Below are 20,697 nucleotides of genomic sequence, written 5' to 3' on the forward strand. Positions count from 1 at the left end.
GGCCACCCAGTCAGCAGACCTGGCGATCTGGCCTGCAGCTCAGGCGAGAAGCGCGACCAGCTGCCCGGCCAGCCAGGCCTCATAGTCGGCCGCCGACCAGCCGCGACGACGTACCAGGCGGTCGTAGCAGTCCGGGGAGTTCAGGGTCCAGACCGCGTCGACCAAGCAGCGCAGGCCGTCCTCGTCCGCATGGCGCTGTGCGAGTCCAGTCCGGTCGCGTAGTCCGGTGATCGCGTGGGTGGTGCCGACATAGCGTTCCTGCTCGATGGTCTCGGTGAACTCGAGCAGGGTGGCATCCGTGCCGTGTGCCAGCAGCGCACCGAGCAGCGGACCGACCCGACCCGAGAGCACCCGGACCCACCCCGCGTACGCACGCGCGAACGCAGGCCGGCCGACTGACTCGAACATCGCCCGGAACTCCGGCCGGTCGCTCATCGCCACCTCGGCGTCGTCACCGGCCATCATCTGGTCGTAGACCGCCTTGACGACGGCAGCCTTATTTCCAACCGAGTTGTAGACCGTCTGCGGGCTCACTCCGGCGGTCGCCGCCAGCGAGGCCACGGTCATGCGGGCATATCCGTCATGGAGCAGCAGGTCCCGCGCCGTCTCCACGATCGCCGTCCGCGTCCGCTGGGCACCCTCGACCCGGCCAGCACTGTCGTAGGCCCTTGCCATCTGCCACTCCAATTCATTAGATTGCAATTCCATTGGAATCACGTTCAATCGTATTTGAGGAGTCTAGCCATGAACCCGAATCCGGCGCAGGCGGCGGCACTGCGCGTCTTCGACGCCATCAACGCCCGTGACCTCACCTGCCTCGACGAGGTGGTCACCGACGACTTCGTCGACCACGGCTCGCCGTTCCCCCTCCCGCCCGGCCCCGCCGGCTACCGACAGGTCCTCACCTTCGTCACCCAGGTCCTGCAGGTCCGGTACGTCATCGAGGACGTCTTCTCGACCGAGGACCGGGTGGTGCTGCGGGCGGTGGCGCACGGCGTCGGGGTGGACGCGGTGCACGGACCAGGAGCCGAGGGAGGCACCTACTCGATGTCCACCACGCACATCTACCGCACCGAGGGCGATCGCCTCGCCGAACACTGGGGCGTCCGCGACGAGTACGGCGCCCGCATCCAGCTCGGCACGGTCACCGCGCCGGACGCGCCGGCACTGGCCCGATGACCCCCGGTCAGCAGGCGAACTGGCGACGGTACGCCTGAGGACTGACCCCGCGCACCCGCACGAAGTGGTGGCGCAGCGTCGCCGCGTTGCCGAAGCCGACCTCGCCCGCGATCCACTCCACCGGGTGGTCGGTGCGCTCGAGGAGCTCCTCGGCCGCCGACACCCGCTGGCGGGTGACCCAGTGGTGCGGCGTCGTACCGGTCTCGTCGCGGAAGCGGCGGGCAAAGGTGCGCGGCGACATCACCGCTCGCTTCGCCAAGGCCTCCACCCCGTGGTCCTCCTCGAGGTTCTCGAGGATCCAGGTCAGCAGCGGACGCAACGTGTCGGCGTCGCAGTCCGGGACGGCGCGGGCGATGAACTGGGCCTGTCCCCCGTCGCGGTACGGCGGCACGACGGCCCGGCGGGCCACGACGTTGGCCACGGCGGCGCCGTACTCCTGGCGCCAGATGTGCAGCGCAGCATCGAGCCCGGCCGCACTCCCGGCGCTCGTGACGATCTGGCCGGTGTCGACGTAGAGGACCTCGGGCACGACGATCGCTTCAGGGAACCGCCGCTGCAGCTCGTCGGTGTACATCCAGTGGGTCGTGCACTCGCGCCCGTCCAGCAGGCCGGCCGCACCCAGCGCGAAGGCGCCGCTGCACGCCGACATGATCCGGGCACCACGGTCGTAGCCCGCACGGATCGCCTCGATGACCGCATCGGAAGGCACTCCCCCGCGCGGGATCGCCGGAATGCCGATCAGGTCCGCCTCCGCGACGCGGTCCAGGCCGAAGTCGGTCTGCAGGTTGAAGCCCATCGAGGTCCGCATCGGGCGGTCGTTCTCCGCACAGACGGCGAACTCGAGGGCAGGCACCCCGTCGGCGGTGCGGTCGATCCCGAAGGCCTCGCACAGGATGCCGAGCTCGAACGGAGCCACCCCGTCGAAGGCCAGGACGGCGACGTTGGTCAGCATCGGGCCAGCCTGCCACGAGGGTGGCAGTAAATCAACGCAAACCGGCTTTTCTGCCACTGGTGGCAGGATTCAGCCAGGAGCATGATTACTGCCATGAACCTCTTCCTGATCCTCCTCCTGGCCCTGCTCCTGCGGTCCCTGATCCTCTGGGTTCGCAACGACGACTTCTCCACCCGCCCTCCGACCCCCTGGTTCGCGTGACGCGCGCGCCACTCCCCCGAAAAGCCCGAAGGCCCCCCGACCGTGAGGTCGAGGGGCCTTCGTTGCGTATGCGTCTACACGCGATCCTGACGGATCAGGCGCCGCCGCCGGTGAGCTTCTCGCGAAGCGCCTGCAGGGCCTCGTCGGAGGCCAGCGAGCCGCCGGTCTCCTCGGCCTGCTCGTCACTAGCGCCACCGGAGGAGTACGACGTCGCCTCGCCAGCCTCGGCTTCGGCAACCTTCGCCTCGGCCTGCTGCTTGACGTGCGCCTCCCAGCGAGCGTGCGCCTTGGCGTACTGCTCTTCCCAGATGCCGCGCTGGTCGTCGAAGCCCTCGAGCCATTCGCCCGTCTCGGGGTCGAAGCCCTCCGGGTAGATGTAGTTGCCGGCCTCGTCGTACGTGGCAGGCATGCCGTAGAGCGTCGGGTCGAACTCTTCGACGTCGACCGCAGCGGTGGTCTCGTTGGCCTGCTTCAGCGACAGCGAGATCCGGCGACGCTCGAGGTCGATGTCGATGATCTTGACCATGACGTCGTCGTTGACCTGGACGACCTGCTCCGGGATCTCCACGTGGCGCTCGGCCAGCTCGGAGATGTGGACCAGGCCCTCGATGCCCTCTTCGACACGGACGAAGGAACCGAACGGAACCAGCTTGGTGACCTTGCCGGGCACGATCTGGCCGATCTGGTGGGTCCGGGCGAAGTGCTGCCACGGGTCTTCCTGCGTCGCCTTGAGCGACAGCGACACGCGCTCGCGCTCCATGTCGACGTCGAGCACCTCGACGGTGACCTCGTCGCCCACGGTGACGACCTCGGACGGGTGGTCGATGTGCTTCCAGGACAGCTCAGAGACGTGGACGAGGCCGTCGACGCCGCCGAGGTCCACGAAGGCACCGAAGTTGACGATCGAGGACACGACACCCTTGCGGATCTGGCCCTTCTGGAGCTGGGTGAGGAAGCCGTGGCGAACCTCGGACTGGGTCTGCTCGAGCCAGGCACGGCGCGACAGGACCACGTTGTTGCGGTTCTTGTCGAGCTCGATGATCTTGGCCTCGAGGGTCTGACCCACGTAGGGCTGCAGGTCGCGGACGCGACGCATCTCCACCAGCGAGGCGGGCAGGAAGCCGCGCAGGCCGATGTCGATGATGAGGCCGCCCTTGACGACCTCGATGACGGTGCCCTCGACGACGCCGTCGGCTTCCTTGATCTCCTCGATCGTGCCCCAGGCGCGCTCGTACTGGGCGCGCTTCTTGGACAGGATCAGGCGACCCTCCTTGTCCTCCTTCTGGAGAACGAGAGCTTCGACCTTGTCACCCACCTTGACGACCTCGGAGGGGTCAACGTCGTGCTTGATCGACAGCTCGCGCGAGGGGATGACGCCCTCGGTCTTGTAGCCGATGTCGAGGAGGACCTCGTCGCGGTCAACCTTGACGATGGTGCCGTCGACGATGTCGCCGTCGTTGAAGTACTTGATCGTCAGATCAATGGCGGCCAGGAAGTCCGCCTCGGAGCCAATGTCGTTGATCGCGACCTGGGGCGCGTTGTCGTCGTAGTGGCTCGAGATCGGGGTCGAGAGGGTGCTCGTCATAAGTAGGGACAGTCCTTGGGTGGGCAGATGTAGTTGGGCCGTGAGCGCCGTCTGGGCGGCACGGGACCACCTCCCGACGGGAGGCGGACATTCAAGGGTACGCGCCGCGCTGCACGCACGTCCAACCGGCGGCACTATCCTCGACCCGTGCACCAGGAGTGGCTCCACCCGCCCGTCACCGCCCACCGCCGCCCCGCCGACGAGCACGAGTCCCGGAGCGCCAATGGCGCCGACTGGGATCGGTACGCCGACGAGTACCAGGCCACCCACGGGGAGTTCCTCGGCGACGCCGGTTTCGTGTGGGGTCCCGAGGGGCTGACCGAGGCCGAGGCAGGCATCCTGGGCGAGGTCAGCGGCCGCGACGTGCTCGAGGTCGGCTCCGGTGCCGGCCAGTGCTCTCGATGGATCCGCAGCCGCGGCGGGCGTGCATTCGGTCTCGACCTGTCGCACCGCCAGCTCCAGCACTCGCGCCGCGTCGACGAGGTGACCGGAGTGGTCGTGCCGAGCGTGCTGGGTACGGCGACCGACCTCCCCTTCGCGGACAACAGCTTCGACGTCGTGTTCTCGTCCTTCGGTGCGCTGCAGTTCGTGGCCGACATCGACACCGCTGTCGCCGAAACGGCCCGGGTCCTGCGTCCGGGCGGCCGGTTCGCGTTCTCGATCACCCACCCGACCCGGTGGATGTTCCCCGACGACCCGACCGAGGAAGGGCTCACCGCGACCCAGTCCTACTGGGACCGCACGCCCTACGTCGAGGTCGACGACCAGACCGGCCAGACGTCGTACGTCGAACACCACCGGACCCTCGGCGACTGGGTGCAGCTGCTGGCGGCCACCGGCTTCCGACTGACCACCCTGCTCGAGCCCGAGTGGCCCGCCGACCACGACCGGCTCTGGGGTGGCTGGTCCCGGGTGCGGGGCACGTTGACGCCGGGAACGGCGCTCTTCGGCGCCGACCTTGGTCATTCGGGATGAGGGCGCACAGGACCTAGTCCTGACTTCGGATCGAAGTGGTCCCAAACGCCGACGACGTTGCGAGAGTAAAGGCCTCATCTGGTCCCGCGCTGTCAGGAGCGACTCTCCATGTCTTCCATCCACGCCCTCCGTCGGCTCCGTTCAGCGGCCCTGGCCGGGACGTCCCTGGCCACCGCGGCAGTCCTCGCCGTCGCCGTCCCCTCGGGCACGGCCCACGCCGACCCGCTGCCGGCGACCTACACGGGTTCCGGGCAGGCAGACATCGTCTCGGTGACCACCGGGGTGATCGGTACGCCGCTCGCTGACCTGCGGGTCGGTCGCTCCGCCAGCACCGCGAACAGTGCCGCCGTGAGCAACAACGCGACCGCCACGTCGACCAACATCGGGGTCGCGCTCCCGGGCCTGAGCCTCCCGGTCGCCGGGTCCACGGCCACCTCTCCCCCGGCCGCGATCGACGACGACGGGCCGCTGCCGCCTGTCGCCCTGCCCCCGGTCCTCGACCTGGGCCTGCTCGACACCTACGCCGAGGCCGGATTCGTCTCCGGCACCGAGTGCCCGGCCCTCGCCGGCGGCGTTCGAGTTCTGTCGAAGGCCGACACCAGCCTGGCCAGCCTCAGCCTGCTGTCGGTGGGTGTGCTCGGTCTCGACGTCGCCACCCTCGACGCGAGCCAGTCCACCTCGACGACCCAGCTGGTCGATCCCGAGAGCGACGGCACCTCGGCCGTCCAGACGGTCACCGAGACGACCGTGGGCGACATCGGGCTGCTCGGCAACCTGGTCCAGGTCCACCTCGCCGACCCGATCGTGATGACCTCGACGTCCGACGGCACGACCGGCACCACCACCTTCGTCCCGCCGGCCGTCAACGTGACCATCGGCGGCGACGTGATCGCCCTCAACGACGAGCCGAACCAGACCATCGACCGGACCCTCAACGTGGCCGGTCTGGCGTCGGCGGGCATCCACATCGAGCTCCTCAGCACCTTCGACCAGGACGCGGGCGCCACCGCGCACGGCAGCCTGGCCGCGGTCCTGCGGATCACCGTCGACCTCGACGCGCTGCCCATCCTGGGCGGGATCCCGCTGGCCGACCTCGACCTCGGCGTCGCGCCGATGGAGTCCCAGGCCCTCGCACCCGCTGGCGGCGTCGAGTGCGACGCCCTCGACGACACCGACGGTGATGGCCTCACCGACGACGAGGAGGACGCCCTCGGCACCGACCCGAACGACACCGACAGCGACGACGACGGCCTCGAGGACGGCGCCGAGGTCAACACCCACAGCACCGACCCCCTGGACGCCGACTCCGACGACGACGGCCTGACCGACGGCGCCGAGCTCGACGCCGACGCCGGTGGACCCGACACCGGAACCGGAACCGATCCCAACGATGCCGACAGCGACGACGACGGCCTGACCGACGGCGAGGAGCTCGACACCGACGCCGGTGGACCCGACACCGGAACCGGAACCGACCCCAACGACGCCGACACCGACGACGGTGGCGTCAACGACGGCACCGAGGTGGACAACGGCACCAACCCCGTCGACAACCCGGCCGATGACGACGACCGCGACCTCGACGGCCTCACCGACGCCGAGGAGGACGCCCTGGGCACCGACCCGGCGGACGCTGACTCCGACGACGACGGCCTCGACGACGGCGTCGAGGTCGACACCGACGACGGCGGACCTGACACCGGAACCGGCACCGACCCGACCGACGCCGACACCGACAACGACGGCCTGAGCGACGGCGCAGAGGTCAACACCCACGAGACCGACCCGCTCGACCCCGACACCGACGACGGTGGCGTGACCGACGGCGGCGAGATCGACAACGGCACCAACCCCGTCGACAACCCCGCCGACGACCTGCCGTCCACCGACGGCGACGGCGACGGGCTCACCGACGTCGAGGAAGGCACCCTGGGCACCGACCCGGCGGACGCCGACACCGACAACGACGGCCTGAGCGACGGCGCCGAGGTCAACACCCACCACACCGACCCGCTCGATGCCGACACCGACAACGGTGGCGTCAATGACGGGGCCGAGGTCGCGAACGGCACCAACCCCGTCGGCACCCCGGGCGACGACCTCGCCGCCACCGGCGACACCGATGGTGACGGCCTCACCGACGTCGAGGAGGACGCCGCAGGCACCGATCCTGCCGATGCCGACACCGACAACGACGGCCTGAGCGACGGCGCCGAGGTCAACACCCACGAGACCGACCCGCTCGACCCCGACACCGACGACGGTGGCGTCACCGACGGCGCCGAGGTCGCCAACGGCACGAACCCGGTGGACGACCCGGCGGACGACGTACCGAGCAACGACCGCGACGGCGACGGGCTGACCAACGACGAGGAGACGACGCTCGGCACCGACCCCGACGACTCCGACACCGACAACGACGGCCTCAGCGACGGCGCCGAGGTCAACACCCACGGCACCGACCCGAAGGACAACGACACCGACAACGACGGTGTGCAGGACGGCCAGGAGATCACGGACGGCACGTTCCCCACCGACAGCGACTCGGACAACGACGGCCTCAACGACGGTGCCGAGAAGGCCGCGGGGACCAACCCGCTGCGCGCCGACACCGACCGCGACGGGCTCAGCGACCAGCGGGAGCTGGCCGGTCCGACCGGCTGCACCACCGGGCACACCAACCCCCTGCGTGCCGACACCGACGGCGACACCCTGTCCGACGGCAAGGAAGTCATCGGCATGACCATCCGGCAGACCTACTTCACGAACGCCGGTCGGCCGCGCAACGGCAAGTCCATCGGCCTGGTCAGGACCAACCCCTGTTCCAAGGACACCGACCGGGACGGGCTGACCGATGCCCGCGAGGTCGTGGGCATCGCCATCAACCAGGTGATCGTCCGCTCGAAGGCCAACGGCGGGAAGTACACGATCACGACCCGCAAGACGAACCCGACCAAGAAGGACACCGACGGCGACGGCCTGACCGACAAGCAGGAGGTCACCGGAAGCGCCAACTGGAGGTTCAAGAAGCGCAAGTCCGACCCGACGCGCGCCGACACCGACTGGGGCGGCGGACGCGACGGCGCCGAGGTGAAGAACCGCACGGATCCCTCCCGCCACAGGTGACTGGAGCGGCACGGAGCAGCCACTAGGCTCGGCGCGTGGATGCCGAGGAGATCGCCAAGTCCGCCGCGCTCGAGCGACGGCACTGGTGGTACGCCGCGCGCCGGGCCCTGGTCCGTCGTACGGTCAAGGACTGGCCGGCTGGCCGGGCGGTCGACGTCGGGTGTGGCATGGGCGGCAACACGGTCGTGCTCCGCGAGCTCGGCTGGAAGGCCATCGGTGTCGAGTACACCGACACCGGCGCCGAGATCGCCGCGTCGCGCGGCATCCCCGTCGTACGCGGTGATGGTCGCCGGCTCCCCGTCGCTGATGCGTCGGTGGACCTGGTGATGTCAACGGACGCCTGGGAGCACATCGACGACGACGTCGCCGTGGCCGCGGAGACGTTCCGGGTGCTGCGGCCGGGCGGACGAGCGTTGATCGCCGTACCCGCCGGCATGGCGTTGTGGAGCGGCCACGACGTGGCCCTGGGCCACGTCCGTCGCTACGAACGCGACGAGCTCGCCGAGCGGATCATCGGAGCCGGGCTCGTGATCGAGGACCTGCGTTCGTGGAACGTGCTGCTCCGGCCGGTCGTGAAGGCCCGGCGCCGCAGTCGCCAGGAGTCCGAGAGCGAGATGGAAGCGGTGCACCCGGTGCTCAACGCCGGGCTCCGCGCCGCCGTCGGCCTCGAGCGAGTGCTGCCGGTGCGCCGCCTGCCGGGCGTGAGCCTCGTGGTCGTCGCCCGCAAGCCGTGAACGACTCGAATCGGCCGGCCTGGGTGGCCGACCCCCGCATCGGGTGGCGGATCCTGCTGACCGCCGAGCTCCCCGCACCTGCGGATCCCGCTGCCCTCACCGTGCACCTCGCCAAGCTCGCGTCCGACCAGCGGTGGCCGGCCCTCCCCGCTCCCCGGGCCGACGACTCGCTCGACCGGCTGCAGGCAGCCCTGCTGGCACCCCACGCCGAGCCCCTGCTGGTCGGCGTCTCGGGCCGCCACCTGGTGCTGTCGGCCCATCACAGCGCGGTCGACGGGCTCAGCCTGCTGACGGTCCTCGGTCGCCTCGGACTCGCCCCCGTCACCTCGGCCGCCCGCGGCGTCGGAGACCGTACGACGACCGGCGGCGTCGCGCGTACCGTCGGCCGTCGCCTCGGCGAAGTCGCCTTCCGCCCGCCTGCCGCAGTCACTCCCCCGTCCGGCCCGGTGCCCGAAGCGGGCGACGTCCTGGTCGAGAGCACCGTGCGCGGCAGCCACCGCACCGCCGCAATCGTCGCCGCAGCGGCCCGGGCGGTGGTCGACCACGAAGCAGCGCGGGGGCGCGCCGCGCGGCACGTCGCGGTGGCCGTCGGCGCCGTTCGCGAGCAGAAGGGCGGCGGAGCGATCGGCGACCACAGCGTCCTGCTGCGCCTGCGCGACGTCGAGCGCCTCGACACCGACGGGATCGCCGCAGCGCTTGCGCAGGCACCGGTGCAGACCCCGCCGGTCTCGACCGAGCCGCGCCCCTGGACGCCGCTGACCGCACGTGCGACCAGGACCGGCCTGCGGCTGCTGGCGCCCCGGCTGGGTTCGACCCTGCTGGTCTCGCACCTCGGTGAGGTCACCGCGCCCCACGTCGACCGGCTGGTCTTCCACCCGGTGACGGCCGGCGGCAGCGGCATCTCCCTCGGCGCGGTCGGCCTTCGCGGCGACACGGTGCTGACCCTGCGCGCCCGCGCAGCGTCGTGGAATGACGATGGCCTCGAGCAATTGCTCGAGGCCATCATCTCCCTCCTCAGAGAGGAGTCAGGTGCGTCGGACGGTCAGTGACCGGCTCCGACGAGCGGCTTCTCGTTGACGTCCGTGTGGAGCGGACGGTGCGACCTGCGCGAGAGGAACAGTCCACCGGCGACGAACGCGACGCCGAGCAGCAGGAGCAGGACCGGGAACGCGACCCGCATGCCGCCGAGCACGGACGCGTTGGACTTGGTGTCGTCGACCGACTTCTTCACCTGCGCGTCGGTGTACTGGACCGTTCCGGTGAAGGCGGGCACGGACACGCCGTCGTACCGCAGCTCCTGGACGCGCTCCTCGACCCGGTCGACCGGCGAACCGGTCTGCGGCTCGACGTAGAAGGTGCGGGTCATGCCGTACCACATCTCGGCGTCGACAGCGGCCTCGCTCGAGCCGAACACCTTGCCCGGGACCTCGCGGGTCTCGACGACCTGCGGCTCGATCCGCTGCACGAACTTGTAGACGGTGAGGCCCTGGATCGTCTCCTCACCCTCGAAGGTCGCCTTGGTGGCCTCGCCGACAGTGCCGTCCCAGACGTTGTAGGAACGCTTCTCGGTGGCGAAGGGGAACTTGAAGACCTGACCCTTGCGGGTGACGTCGACCCGGTCGCCCTCGGCGACCTCTTCCCACGATCCGCAGGCGGTGCAGGTGACCGCGGCGCCGCTGACGGCGTCGAACGGTGCCCGCTCCCGCGTCTGCTGGAAGACGGTGTTGTCCGACCGCCTGACCGTCGTCGAGCTGACCCACGTCGCGACGCCGTCGGGCTGCTTGGCGCCGCTGTCAGCGATGGTGAACGCCGAGATGTCCAGGTCCCAGGTCTCGGTCTTGAGCACCTCGGGATCCGAGTTGAAGATCTGGGCGCCGGAGGACTCGAGCTCCGTGACGCCGTCGTAGGTGGCCGGGACGGTGGCCAGGGTCGGGTACGCGTAGAAGCGGACCAGAACCGCGGCGACGATCATGAACACCCCGACCCCAACGGATACGGACGCAAGCTTGCGCATGGCATGGACCTCTCAGACGGCCACGCGAGAATCGCGTGGGTTGTGACAGTCGGGCAGCGCAGGAGCGCGCCCGAGGAGCATTTCGGTGGTCAGGTCGCGCGCGTTGCTGCGCATCTGCGGCCAGTCGAACTGGTGGGCCCACTCGAGGCAGGCAGCCGCACGGAGGACCCGGGCGGAAGGACGAGCGGCCTCGACGAGCGCGTCGCTCAGCGCCGCGGCGAGCCGGCCGGAGACGACGCCGGCGTCACTGGAGTCGGGCACCAGCCACCCGCTCTCGCCGTCGCGGATCGAGTCGCGCAGTCCGGGCACGTCGCGGGCGACGGTAGGTACACCCGAAGCGGCGGCGTCGATGACGGCCTGGCCCCAGCCCTCGGCGTCGGAGCCGCAGACGTGCACGGCGGCCCGTGACAGCAGGTCGTCCTTCTCCGCCCTCGAGACGTAGCCGTGGAAGACGACGCGGTCGGCGAGGCCGAGCGTGGCGGCATGGGCAACGAGGCGCTCGCTGTCGGGACCGTGGCCGATCACGTCGACGTGCAGGTCGCGGTCGGCAAAGGCGGGCCGGGAGCGCAGTTCCGCGACGGCGTCGAGAACCAGGTCGACCCGCTTGTGCGCGACCAGTCGGCCGAGCACCACGATCCGGTCGGCGTCCTTGTGCACGGCGTCCTCGGCGTCGTACGGCGGCAGGTCGGCGCCGTTCTCGAGGATCCGGATGTCGCCGGTCCAGCCGAGCTGGTTGCGCATCTCGGTCGCCGTCGACTCCGAGACCGCAGCCGTCAGCTGCCGGCGGTAGACGCGGCGCATGGCCACGCGCTCCATCCAGCGGCCGAACGCGGCGACCGGAGCCGGGAAGTGCACGGCGAACTGGGCCTGGTGCACGTGGTGCACGATCAGGAAGGCCGGGGTCCTGCGGCGCAGCACCAGCGGCGAGTAGGACGGCAGTCCGCAGGCGGGGTCGATGACCGCGTCGATGCCGCCCCGGTGTCGCAGCAGCCACAGCAGCGCGAACAGGTTGAACCCGATCACGCCACCGCCCCGGTGGATCGCGATGCCGTCGCGCGTCTCGTGGGCCGACTGGCCCTCGTCGCGCCCCGTCACGAACCGGACCTGGGCGCCACCCTCCTGCAGTGCGCGGGCGTACTGCCAGGCGTAGATCTCGGCGCCGCCCGACTGGGAGTGGTCGAGGTCGCGCCAGTTGACGACCACCACGCGCTTGCCCTCGAGGGCGGTCGCGCTGGTCATCGGGCGCTCCAGGACCCGGCCGACAGGGCAGCAGAAGCCGGGAGCGGCATGGGGGACCGCACTCCGACGACCGCCACCCTGCCGGGTACCGGACGCACGAGCTCGCGGTGGCGCCAGGCGATCCGCGCGAGCTCTGCGAAGGCCGCGGCGCCGTGGCGCGCGGGAACGAACGTGGAACCGGGGACGTCGACCCAGGTCACCGGCATCTCCTCGACCTGCGCGCCCGCGGCACGGAGGAGGACGAGGAGCTCGACGTCGAAGGAGAAGCCTGGGGTTCGCATGGCGCCGATGACACCACGAACCACATCGCCCCGGAAGAACTTGAAGCCACACTGGGTGTCGAGGATCCCGGGGGTCAGTCGACCCGCGAGACGACGGTAGGCGGCAGCGCCGGTCGACCGGGTGCGGCAGTGCCGGGCCTCGGTCTCGCTCTCGGCCATGCCTCGCGAGCCGATCACGACGTCGGCGCCTTGCAGCACGCGCCGCCAGGCGTCCTCGATCGCCTCGAGGCCGGTGGCCCCGTCGGCGTCCATGAAGCACACCAGGTCGGCGTCGGTCGCGAGCAGTCCGGCGCGGACGGCAGCGCCCTTGCCGCGACGGTCGCAACGCACCACGCGCACCGGCAGCGCGGCGGAGTCGGCATCGCGCGCGACTTCAGCCGTGCGGTCGGTGCTCGCGTTGTCAACGACGAGCACTTCTACCCGACCGAGCACCCCGCGGTGCTGGCCGACGTGACGACGCAGCTCGCGCAGGGTACGCGGCAAGCGACGTTCCTCGTTGTACGCCGGTATGACGATCTGCAGCATCGGACCCTCCCAAGCCGTCTGCTCATACGTCCCCCTCCCAGAAGACGTGTGGCGGAGAACCGCGTCGGCCGAAGGCTGGACGCGGCGTGGGACCTACTGGTCCGAGTAGCTGTAGAGCTTCTCGTTGCTGACAGGCTTGTGCTCACCCTGGGCGGCGTTGACGCCACCGACGAGGACGGCGGTCGAGGCGAGTGCCCCGATGACAGTTGCGATAATCGTGTTCATGCGCTGATCCCCTCCCAAAGACCGGCACAGAGCGTCCACTCCCCATGACCATCATGTTGTGTGACGCCCGTTACTCCCTGGCTGAAGTATCACGGCGACCCCGACCAAAAGCAAAAGAAACGCCAACAAGTGGCCGATCGCCACGAGGATCTCCCGCGTCGTAGTCATTTCGGGCCATGCCGCCCGGGATCTCTCGGCGGCCGGTCCCGGATCTGACAAGTCGATCAGCTCGAGGCCCGACGCGTCGTACACGGACTTGCCCATGGGCGCAGTGACCTCGCCCATCCCCTGCTCGACCAGTACCCACCGGACCCCGAGGTCCCTCAGTGCTGCGGCGGGGTCGTCCTGCTCGAGGGCCTCCGCGACCGCGCCGACCCGGGGGTCCTCTGCCGGCACGTCACGTCCCTCGAGTCGCACGGTGTCGTCGACGAGCACCAGCCCGGGCAGTAGACGCGGTGCGGGATCGAGCACCGCGCGCCGATGGCTCCAGTCGAATCCACGGTAGGAACCCGCCCAGGGCAGCACCACGGTGGTCTCGTCGGCGTCGATCAGCGCGGCGACGTCGGTCCACGCCTGCGGGTACGACGACCGCTCCAGCTCCCCTGCGGCACCCCACGCCAGGCTCGGCAGCAGCAGCAACGGAGCCACCACGAGCAACGCAACCGCGCTCCACAGCGCCTGCGTGCCGGACCGGATCCGCGCACGAACCGCCGTCACGGCGTACGCGATGCCGACGGCCAGCGCCAGGCCGAACGGCGCGAGGTAACGGTGGGAGTCGCGCAACAACGCCAGACCGGGGAGCCGTGCGCCGACGGACTCCAGGAGGTCGGCGCCACCCGGGATCGCCGGAGCCAACGCGAGGGCCAGGGACAGGCCGGCGATCAGCAACCACCTGGACCGGTCCGCGCCCATCCGCCAGAGTCCGGCCAGGGCTGCCAGTGAGAGCAGACAGGCCAGGAGCACGAGCAGAGCGCTGGTGCGCTCCCCCGGCAGGATCGAGGTCTTCCAGATGCCGCCGAGGGACAGGACGCTCGCCACGACACCGGCTCCGGACTCGGCCCGCGCCGCGAACGCCGCGAAGACGCCGTCGGTCGTCACCCGTGCCGCATCGGCGGTCAGCGCCGGGATCGCCCAGGTCAGGTTGGCCACCACCGCGATGGCCGTGGCGCGCCACCATCCGCGTCGGTCCCGTCCCAGGCCGAGGACCAGCAGGACGCCCGCGGCCATGACACCGCTGGAGGGGCTGCAGATCGCCGAGAGGACCAGCGCGGCGGCAGCAGGTGCCCAGTCCCCCGGCCCACCGCGGCGCAGACGTACGGCGGCCAGCGCGACCCACGGCAGCAGGAAGTAGCCGAGCAGGATCGCCCACTGCCCGATCAGGAGGCGTTCGTAGACCCACGGATTCCAGCAGAACAGGGTGATCGCCGCGGCGCGCGCGAACGACGCCTGATGTGCCACCAACCGTGCGACCCCCAGCCCACCGGCGAGGAATCCCCCGACGAGCAACGCCTTCTGCACGAAGTCGCCCGGCACGACCTGCGTCGCCAGCGAGATCAGGGCATCCATCGGCACCGCCCGCGGCAGCGCCCCGTCCAGGCCGAGCCACGCCGCCTTCCAGGGCTGCTGCGGCACGAACACCATGTCCCCGACCAGCCAGAAACCGCGTCCGGCCAGCAACGGGCCGAGCACCAGGACGGTGACGGCAGCGGCGCAGGCCAGGTCGAGGGCCAGGTCGCGGCGGCGCTCGGTCATCACCCGGCTCACCGCTTCGGGAGACCGACGTCGATGCCGGTCACGCACACCGTGGCGCGCCCGTCATTGCTGAGGTCCACGGCGCTGACCAGGCCCGGCAGGTCCGGGAGGACCAGCCACACCTCGTTCGGTCCACGTCGTGCGAGGAAGGAGTCCTGCCAGTCCCCGGCCGCGACGGAGACGGTCGACTCGTTCGCGGAGTAGTACGAGACACGGACCGCCAGTCGCCCCTCGACCGGAAGCAGGAACGGCACGGGCACCGTGGTGCGATCGACCTCGTACCCGCAGTCCGCGTCGGGACCCGGCTGTGCCGACACCGTGCCGTCGAAGACCAGCGGCACCAGGTGTCCGTCCTCGTCGACGATGCGCATCCGCGGTGACGGCTCATCGAACGCCGGGTGCTCGGGCAACGGGCCGAAGATGTGGGAGTACCGCGAGTCGTCGCCGACCAGCGGCAGGACCAGCTCGGCCGGCGCCAGCTCGTCGAAGATCACCTGGGTCGGGTCCAGCGCCAGATCCGTGCGCAGGTTCGTGACGAACTCCCGGTCTGCCTTGTTCTGGAACTGCGGCACCTGCACCGCCGTACCGAAGACGCACGCGACGCCGTAGCCGCCGACCAGCAGGGTCACCGCTGCGGCGCGCTGGCGGGGCAGCGTGATCCAGCCCAGCCCCGACCAGCCCAGCCCCAGCCCCAGCCAGTCCGGTCCGCCCCGCAGAGCGAGAGCCAGGCACAGGACGGCCGCATGGAGGATGTCGGAGGAGTAACGGGGATCGAGGCCGATGATCGGGCCGAAGGCCGCACGCCCGGACAGCAGCAGCGCTGTGTCGGCGGCGAGGTAGCCGAAGAGCACGGCCACCGCCCAGCGGCGGGCCGGGCCGCCGCGCCACAGCAACGCCACGAGCACCAGGACCACCAGGGCCAGGCTCACGACGACGACCCACGTCGCAGGCCGTACGGCGCCGCCCTCGACCTGCCCCGCCCATGGACCGCCGGTCAGTCCCACCGCTGCGTTCTGGCCGAGGAACGACCACGTGACGCCGAGCAGCTGGGCCGGCGTGCCGCCGCCTCCCTCGACCTCGGTCAGGCGGGCGTGCGCCACCAGGAAGGCGATCGCGACGAGCACCACGCCGACCCACAGCCAGAGGAACTCCCGCAGCGCCGCGGTCAGGCGCCGCCACCCGCGCACCTCGTCGGCCAGCGCGACGGCAACCCCGAAGAGGAGCGGCGGGATCAGCACCGCCCGCTCGTGCCAGAGCAGGGCGACGAGGGTGATCACCACGATGCCGGCAAGGTGCGGCACGGCGCGCCCGCCCTGCTTCCACCGGACCAGCAACCACACGGCGGTCAACGAGCACAGCACGTGCGGCCAGAGGAACATCGAGGCGCTCCACCACAGCGTGGAGACCAGGGTCAGCGGCGCCCACGAGAACATCGCGAGCAGCACCACGCGTGACCACCGACCGGGCAGCAACCGGCTGAGGATCAGCCAGACCAGGACCACCGCGGTGATGTTCACGACCAGGATCCCGATCGCCAACACGGGCCAGTCGTACGGCGTCCCGTGGGCGACCAGCCACAGGGTGAGCTGCTGCAGCGGATTGACGTGGCCGGCGAAGTCGCGGAAGAGGTACTCCCAGGTCAGGTCGGACTCGGCCGCCCGCCCGGTCATGTAGAAGTCGTCCTGGTTGAAGTACGAGCCGGAGAGCAGGACGGCCCGCACCACGAGGGTCACCCCGATGACGCCGACGGCGACCATGCCCTGCGCGCCGCGCCATGCGGCCCAGCGCGGGCTCATGTGGCCACCGCCCTGCGTCGCCCGGTGCGTTGTTCGCGGGGCGGCCGGACCGGTGCGTCGAGCACGACGCCGGCCAGCACCCCGACGGCCAGCGCTGCGCACAGGTCGGCGGCGCCCGCGACGAACGCGGGACCGTCCAGCGCGTCCAGCGTGCCCGAGCCGATGAGGAGCACTGCAGCGCAGGTCGCGGTCAGCTGCCGGCGGGGCAGCAGGCACCCCGCTGCGAGACCGAGCGCGGCGACCGGCCCCAGGAACAGCAGGGTCAGGACGAGCGCCGCGATCGCCCAGGTGCGGCCGGGCGGGCCCGTGGCCGGCCACTCGAGTGGCTCCGGGGCGACGTCGCGGCCGCGGCGACCGAACAGCAGCAGGAGCAGGCTGACGAAGCCGCCGATCAGCAGGAGCCCGCTCACCGCGAGCCCGACCGGGAGGACGACGTCGTAGGCCCGCTCGGGGGTGTAGCGCAGCTGGACGGTCGTCTCGTCGCCGGCAGGCAGCAACCAGCCCTGCTGCCAGCCGTCCACGTGCATCGGAGTCAGCGCGCGTCCGTCGACCTCGGCACGCCAGCCCGTGTTGAAGTTCTCCGGGAGGTACAGCAGGGACTCCGGGCCACCGGCGACCGAGAGAGTGCGCTCGCTGCTCCCCCACTGCTCGATCCGCACCCGCCGGGTGGCGGCCGACGCACTCTTCGCCTGTTCGGGGACCAGGGCGAGGTCGAGCATCTCGAATTCGGCATTGGGCGTCGCGACCAGCCGGTGCTCACCCGCGGTCAGGTTCACGGTGGGCGAGTCGCCGTCCACCCCATCCGGGTCGTCGACGTCGCAGGCCTCGAACGAGAGCGGAGTGCCGTTCACGATGTCGGCCATGGTCCCGGAGACGCGCGTGGGGAGGTCCCGTCCGTCGACCCGAAGCGTCGGACCGAAGCCGCAGACCGCTCCGGTCGATGTCTGGGCGAAGAAGGGCCGGGTGACGTCAGCGCCTCGCAGCTGGATCTCGGGCACCACGACGTGCCCGGATCCCGGGGCCTTCTCGAAGCGCACCTGGAGCCTGCGCGTGCGCACGGGCTCGATCGCGACGAAGTCGTCGTTGCCCAGCGACACCCGTTGCTCGGCGTCGCCGGTCCCGACGACCGCAGCCACGGGGGCGTGGCTGGTGCCGCCCGTCCGCACCGCGAGACCGGTGATCGTGCGGGGTTCGGGCCACTCGAACACCAGGGTCGGATAGAGGTCGGTGTCGTCGGACACCCACGCCGTGGTGGGTTGACCGTCGTAGGCGAATCGCCCGGCGACCCTGGGGTCCTGGCCGAAGGCGGACGTCGCCGTGACCGACAGCGCCCGCTCGAGCGGGTCGAGCAGACGCGCCGCTTCCGGAGTCCCACGCGCCACCACGTGCCCGGACAGGCGCACCTGCTGACGGGCATCGGTGGCGAACGTCCGGTCCAGACCGCCCTCCTCCTCAGCCGTTCGCACCCGCGCGACGTCGCAGTCCGGCGCGGTGAGCGCGATGTTGCAGGCCCGCCGTCCGGGCGTCACCGCGAACTGCAGCGGAGCGCCGTACGACGCCGACCGCGGCAGCACCGCCGTACGGTGGGGACGGAGTCCGTCGACCTCGACCTCGCGCAGCCCGACGCGGGCGGAGCGCGCATCCGTCGCAGCCTCAACGACGCGGACCTCGACATCGGCCACCACGCTGTCGTCCAGGTCGACCACCACCGGCTGCCCGCTCGGCGGCACCTCGGCGCGCACCCGCTGGTCGCCGGCGATCACCTCGATCGTGCGGATCGGAACGATCTGGGGGTCATCGGCGACCGGCGTGACCGTCACCCGTCGTACCGCTCGCGGAGCGTCGAACCGGAGGCGCAGCCACTGTTCGTCCGCTGCGCCGACGATCGAGCTCACCCACTGCGTGTCCAGATTGCCGTCGATCGCGGCGTACGGCGCCGACTGGAGCGTCACGGGGCCGTAGTTGTCGGCGTACCCCTGGGAGGTCGACGCGATGACGGACCTGAGGCCGTCGTACTTCGCGACGACCCGGTCGCGCCCCGGCCCCGCCGGGAAGTCGTGGACGGCCCGGACGAGGCGCCAGGGCTCGTCCTGCGTCATCAGGGCCGAGATGCCCTCGTCGTTGTTCCCGAACGCCCGCTCCCGGAGCTGGTTGCTGTCCGTCACCACGTTGGCGGGAGCCTCCCACCCCGGCTCGCCCTCCAGCACCGTCGGGCGCCGGGGGTTGACGAGCCCGGCAGCCTGCAGTCCGAGCACGCTCTCGGGCGCGCCGCGGACCGTCGCGACGTCATTCGTCGGGACCGCCCGCACGGCCGGGAGGTGTTCGGGCACCTCGAAGACCTCGACGGCCGACTCACCGCTGCCTGCACTGCCGAAGCCCGCGACCCGCTCGAGGCCGGCCCTGGCGAGCGAGACCGCGGCACCGCCGGGGTGCGGTGAGCGGGTGTTCGTCCGCAGCAGGTCGCGGCGCAGTACGACGTACCGGATCCCGGCACGCGCCAGCTGCCCGACCAGCGCCTCCGTCGCCCGGCCCGTGACGATGACCTGGTCGAGCGCGGAGAGGTAACGGATCGACTCGCCCGGGATCAGCGGGACCTGGCTCCGGGTCACGGTGCTCGTGCCGCCGAGGACCACCAGCGGCTCGTCGATCGTCCAGCCCCAGTCCTGCAGGGCGAAGCTCGATCCGGGCACGACGAGTGCCCGACTGGCGGGACCCACCTCGTTCGAGTCCTCGTCCCTGAGGAAGTGGCGCGCCTGCTGCCAGGGCGTGGAGATCGCGTCCCAACCAGGCGTTCGCGTGTCATTGGCGAGGTAGGGCTGGCCGAGCACCACGACGAGGAGCAACGGGGAGAGCAGCAAGGGGCCACGCGCCGGCTCGAGTCGGGGCCGCCAGGCAACCAGCCGCTCGACACCCCACGCGGCGGCGCAGCCGAAGCCGAGCGCCAACGGGAGTCGGACGAGCGGATCGATCTTGTGGACGTTGCGGAAGATCTGGAGCGAGCCGTCGAGCAGGGACCGCATCAGCTCCGCCGACGGCGCGCCCGCAACGCCTCCGTGGGCGACCGTGATGCAGGCGAGTCCGAGCACCGCCGCGAACATCAGTGGGCGCCTGATGTCGCCACGCACCTGGGTCAGTCCGGCGAGCCCGATGGCTGCGACGACGGCCGCCACGACGATCAGCAACGGCTCGGTCGTCAGCCGGTACAGGGCCGGCCACCACGGCTGGCCCCCGGACAACAGGTAGCCGAGCCACGAGGAGTCACCGCGGGCCGCCTCGGACCACCCGATGAGCGAGGTGGTGTCGCCAGCGCTCTCGACGTACTCGTAGAACGGTGGGGTGTAGCGCGCCAGCAGCAACAGGGGCAGCGCCCACCACAGGCACGCAGCACCGACGGCAGCGAACCACCCGACCACGAAGCGTCGGCCGGTCAGCCCGTGGCGGAGGCCCCACAGGACCAGGATCACGGCCAGGGGCAGGCATGCGGCCGTCTCGACGGCGTTGACGCCGCCCATGCAGACGACGGCAGCGCCGCTGAGCAGTGCGGTCGGCCACGGGCCCAGCCGACCACGCAGGTGGAGCACCACGGGCAGCACCAGCCAGGGCATCACGGCGCCGGGCAACGATTCCGCGGTCTGGACGGAGACCGTGCCGAGCAGGCGCGGCGAGAAGGCGAACACGGTCCCGGCCAGCAGTGCCGGCAGGTCCGACATCCCGATCGCGCGGGCGACCCGGCGGGCCCCTTCGCAGGCGACGACCAGGATCAGCGCGGACCAGAGCCGCTGGCTGATCCAGTCAGGCATGCCGAGCAGGTCGGTGAGCACGAACCAGGTGCCCTGCGGGAAGAGGTAGCCGTACGCCTGGTTCTGGAACTCGCCGAAGTTCGACTCGGGGTGCCACAACGTGAACGCACCGGACAGGAAGTCGCCCGGGCGCTGGGTCAGCTCGGCCCGGGTGTCGTAGGTCGTCGAACCGGGCTGCTGCAGCAGCATGAAGAAGGTGATGACGACATAGAGCACGCTCACCACAGCGGCTCCCCTGACCGACTGTTCCGGCCTCTCCCTCATCCCACCTCCTCCGTGGCGGAAGTCACTGTATGCGGGCTGGGGTGCTGCT

Annotated in this window: 15 protein-coding genes; 5 read left to right on the forward strand and 10 right to left on the reverse strand. The window is 70.9% G+C overall.

Features of this window, described 5'->3' with window-relative positions; translation table 11 throughout:
- Window positions 1–39 precede the first annotated feature (39 nt).
- Complete coding sequence (locus ASD84_RS01040; RefSeq protein ID WP_082573083.1) at window positions 40–675, reverse strand: TetR/AcrR family transcriptional regulator; 636 nt, start codon at window positions 673–675, stop codon at window positions 40–42.
- A gap of 69 nt (window positions 676–744) precedes the next feature.
- On the opposite strand from ASD84_RS01040, the gene ASD84_RS01045 reads away from it, so the two are divergent.
- Window positions 745–1,179 (forward strand): ester cyclase, encoded by a 435-nt coding sequence (locus ASD84_RS01045; RefSeq protein WP_056705834.1) that lies wholly within the window; start codon window positions 745–747, stop codon window positions 1,177–1,179.
- 7 nt (window positions 1,180–1,186) lie between these two features.
- Here the strand turns inward: ASD84_RS01045 and ASD84_RS01050 are convergent, their stop codons facing one another.
- Window positions 1,187–2,131: a helix-turn-helix domain-containing protein gene (locus ASD84_RS01050; protein ID WP_056705837.1), complete on the reverse strand. Its 945-nt coding sequence runs from the start codon at window positions 2,129–2,131 to the stop codon at window positions 1,187–1,189.
- Between the two features lie 295 nt (window positions 2,132–2,426).
- On the reverse strand, window positions 2,427–3,917 hold the full coding sequence (rpsA, locus tag ASD84_RS01055; RefSeq protein ID WP_056705841.1) for a 30S ribosomal protein S1: 1,491 nt from the start codon (window positions 3,915–3,917) through the stop codon (window positions 2,427–2,429).
- Window positions 3,918–4,064: 147 nt separating this feature from the next.
- Here rpsA and ASD84_RS01060 point away from each other — a divergent pair, with 147 nt between their 5' ends.
- The 4 genes from ASD84_RS01060 (at window position 4,065) to ASD84_RS01075 (ending at window position 9,801) form a co-directional block, all read left to right on the forward strand.
- Complete coding sequence (locus tag ASD84_RS01060; RefSeq protein ID WP_056705844.1) at window positions 4,065–4,892, forward strand: class I SAM-dependent methyltransferase; 828 nt, start codon at window positions 4,065–4,067, stop codon at window positions 4,890–4,892.
- A gap of 108 nt (window positions 4,893–5,000) precedes the next feature.
- Window positions 5,001–8,018, forward strand: a complete 3,018-nt coding sequence (locus ASD84_RS01065) for a binary toxin-like calcium binding domain-containing protein (protein ID WP_056705847.1) — start codon at window positions 5,001–5,003, stop codon at window positions 8,016–8,018.
- Window positions 8,019–8,053: 35 nt separating this feature from the next.
- Window positions 8,054–8,752 carry a class I SAM-dependent methyltransferase gene (locus tag ASD84_RS01070; RefSeq protein WP_056705851.1) on the forward strand — a complete coding sequence of 233 codons (699 nt, stop codon included), beginning with the start codon at window positions 8,054–8,056 and terminating at the stop codon, window positions 8,750–8,752.
- Window positions 8,749–9,801 (forward strand): hypothetical protein, encoded by a 1,053-nt coding sequence (locus tag ASD84_RS01075; RefSeq protein ID WP_056705854.1) that lies wholly within the window; start codon window positions 8,749–8,751, stop codon window positions 9,799–9,801. Before ASD84_RS01070 ends, ASD84_RS01075 begins: the two co-directional genes overlap by 4 nt.
- Here the strand turns inward: ASD84_RS01075 and ASD84_RS01080 are convergent.
- The 7 genes from ASD84_RS01080 to ASD84_RS01105 form a co-directional block, all read right to left on the reverse strand.
- The gene (locus tag ASD84_RS01080) at window positions 9,795–10,766 is read right to left on the reverse strand and encodes a DUF3068 domain-containing protein (protein ID WP_056705857.1); all 972 of its coding nucleotides are present in this window, start codon (window positions 10,764–10,766) and stop codon (window positions 9,795–9,797) included. The genes ASD84_RS01075 and ASD84_RS01080 overlap by 7 nt on opposite strands.
- A gap of 12 nt (window positions 10,767–10,778) precedes the next feature.
- Window positions 10,779–12,005, reverse strand: a complete 1,227-nt coding sequence (locus tag ASD84_RS01085) for a glycosyltransferase family 4 protein (protein WP_056705860.1) — start codon at window positions 12,003–12,005, stop codon at window positions 10,779–10,781.
- Window positions 12,002–12,811: a dolichyl-phosphate beta-glucosyltransferase gene (locus ASD84_RS01090; RefSeq protein ID WP_056705864.1), complete on the reverse strand. Its 810-nt coding sequence runs from the start codon at window positions 12,809–12,811 to the stop codon at window positions 12,002–12,004. Before ASD84_RS01090 ends, ASD84_RS01085 begins: the two co-directional genes overlap by 4 nt.
- Before the next feature lie 93 nt (window positions 12,812–12,904).
- On the reverse strand, window positions 12,905–13,036 hold the full coding sequence (locus ASD84_RS25955; RefSeq protein ID WP_268788452.1) for a hypothetical protein: 132 nt from the start codon (window positions 13,034–13,036) through the stop codon (window positions 12,905–12,907).
- 51 nt (window positions 13,037–13,087) lie between these two features.
- Window positions 13,088–14,788: a hypothetical protein gene (locus ASD84_RS01095; RefSeq protein ID WP_056705869.1), complete on the reverse strand. Its 1,701-nt coding sequence runs from the start codon at window positions 14,786–14,788 to the stop codon at window positions 13,088–13,090.
- Window positions 14,789–14,796: 8 nt separating this feature from the next.
- Complete coding sequence (locus ASD84_RS01100; RefSeq protein ID WP_156391517.1) at window positions 14,797–16,584, reverse strand: hypothetical protein; 1,788 nt, start codon at window positions 16,582–16,584, stop codon at window positions 14,797–14,799.
- Window positions 16,581–20,648, reverse strand: coding sequence for an alpha-(1->3)-arabinofuranosyltransferase domain-containing protein (locus ASD84_RS01105; protein ID WP_082573084.1), 4,068 nt, complete (start codon window positions 20,646–20,648; stop codon window positions 16,581–16,583). The genes ASD84_RS01100 and ASD84_RS01105 overlap by 4 nt, the downstream gene beginning before the upstream one ends.
- Between the last annotated feature and the right edge of the window lie 49 nt (window positions 20,649–20,697).

Origin of the sequence: Nocardioides sp. Root682, from assembly GCF_001427795.1 — a bacterium.
Lineage (GTDB): Bacteria > Actinomycetota > Actinomycetes > Propionibacteriales > Nocardioidaceae > Nocardioides.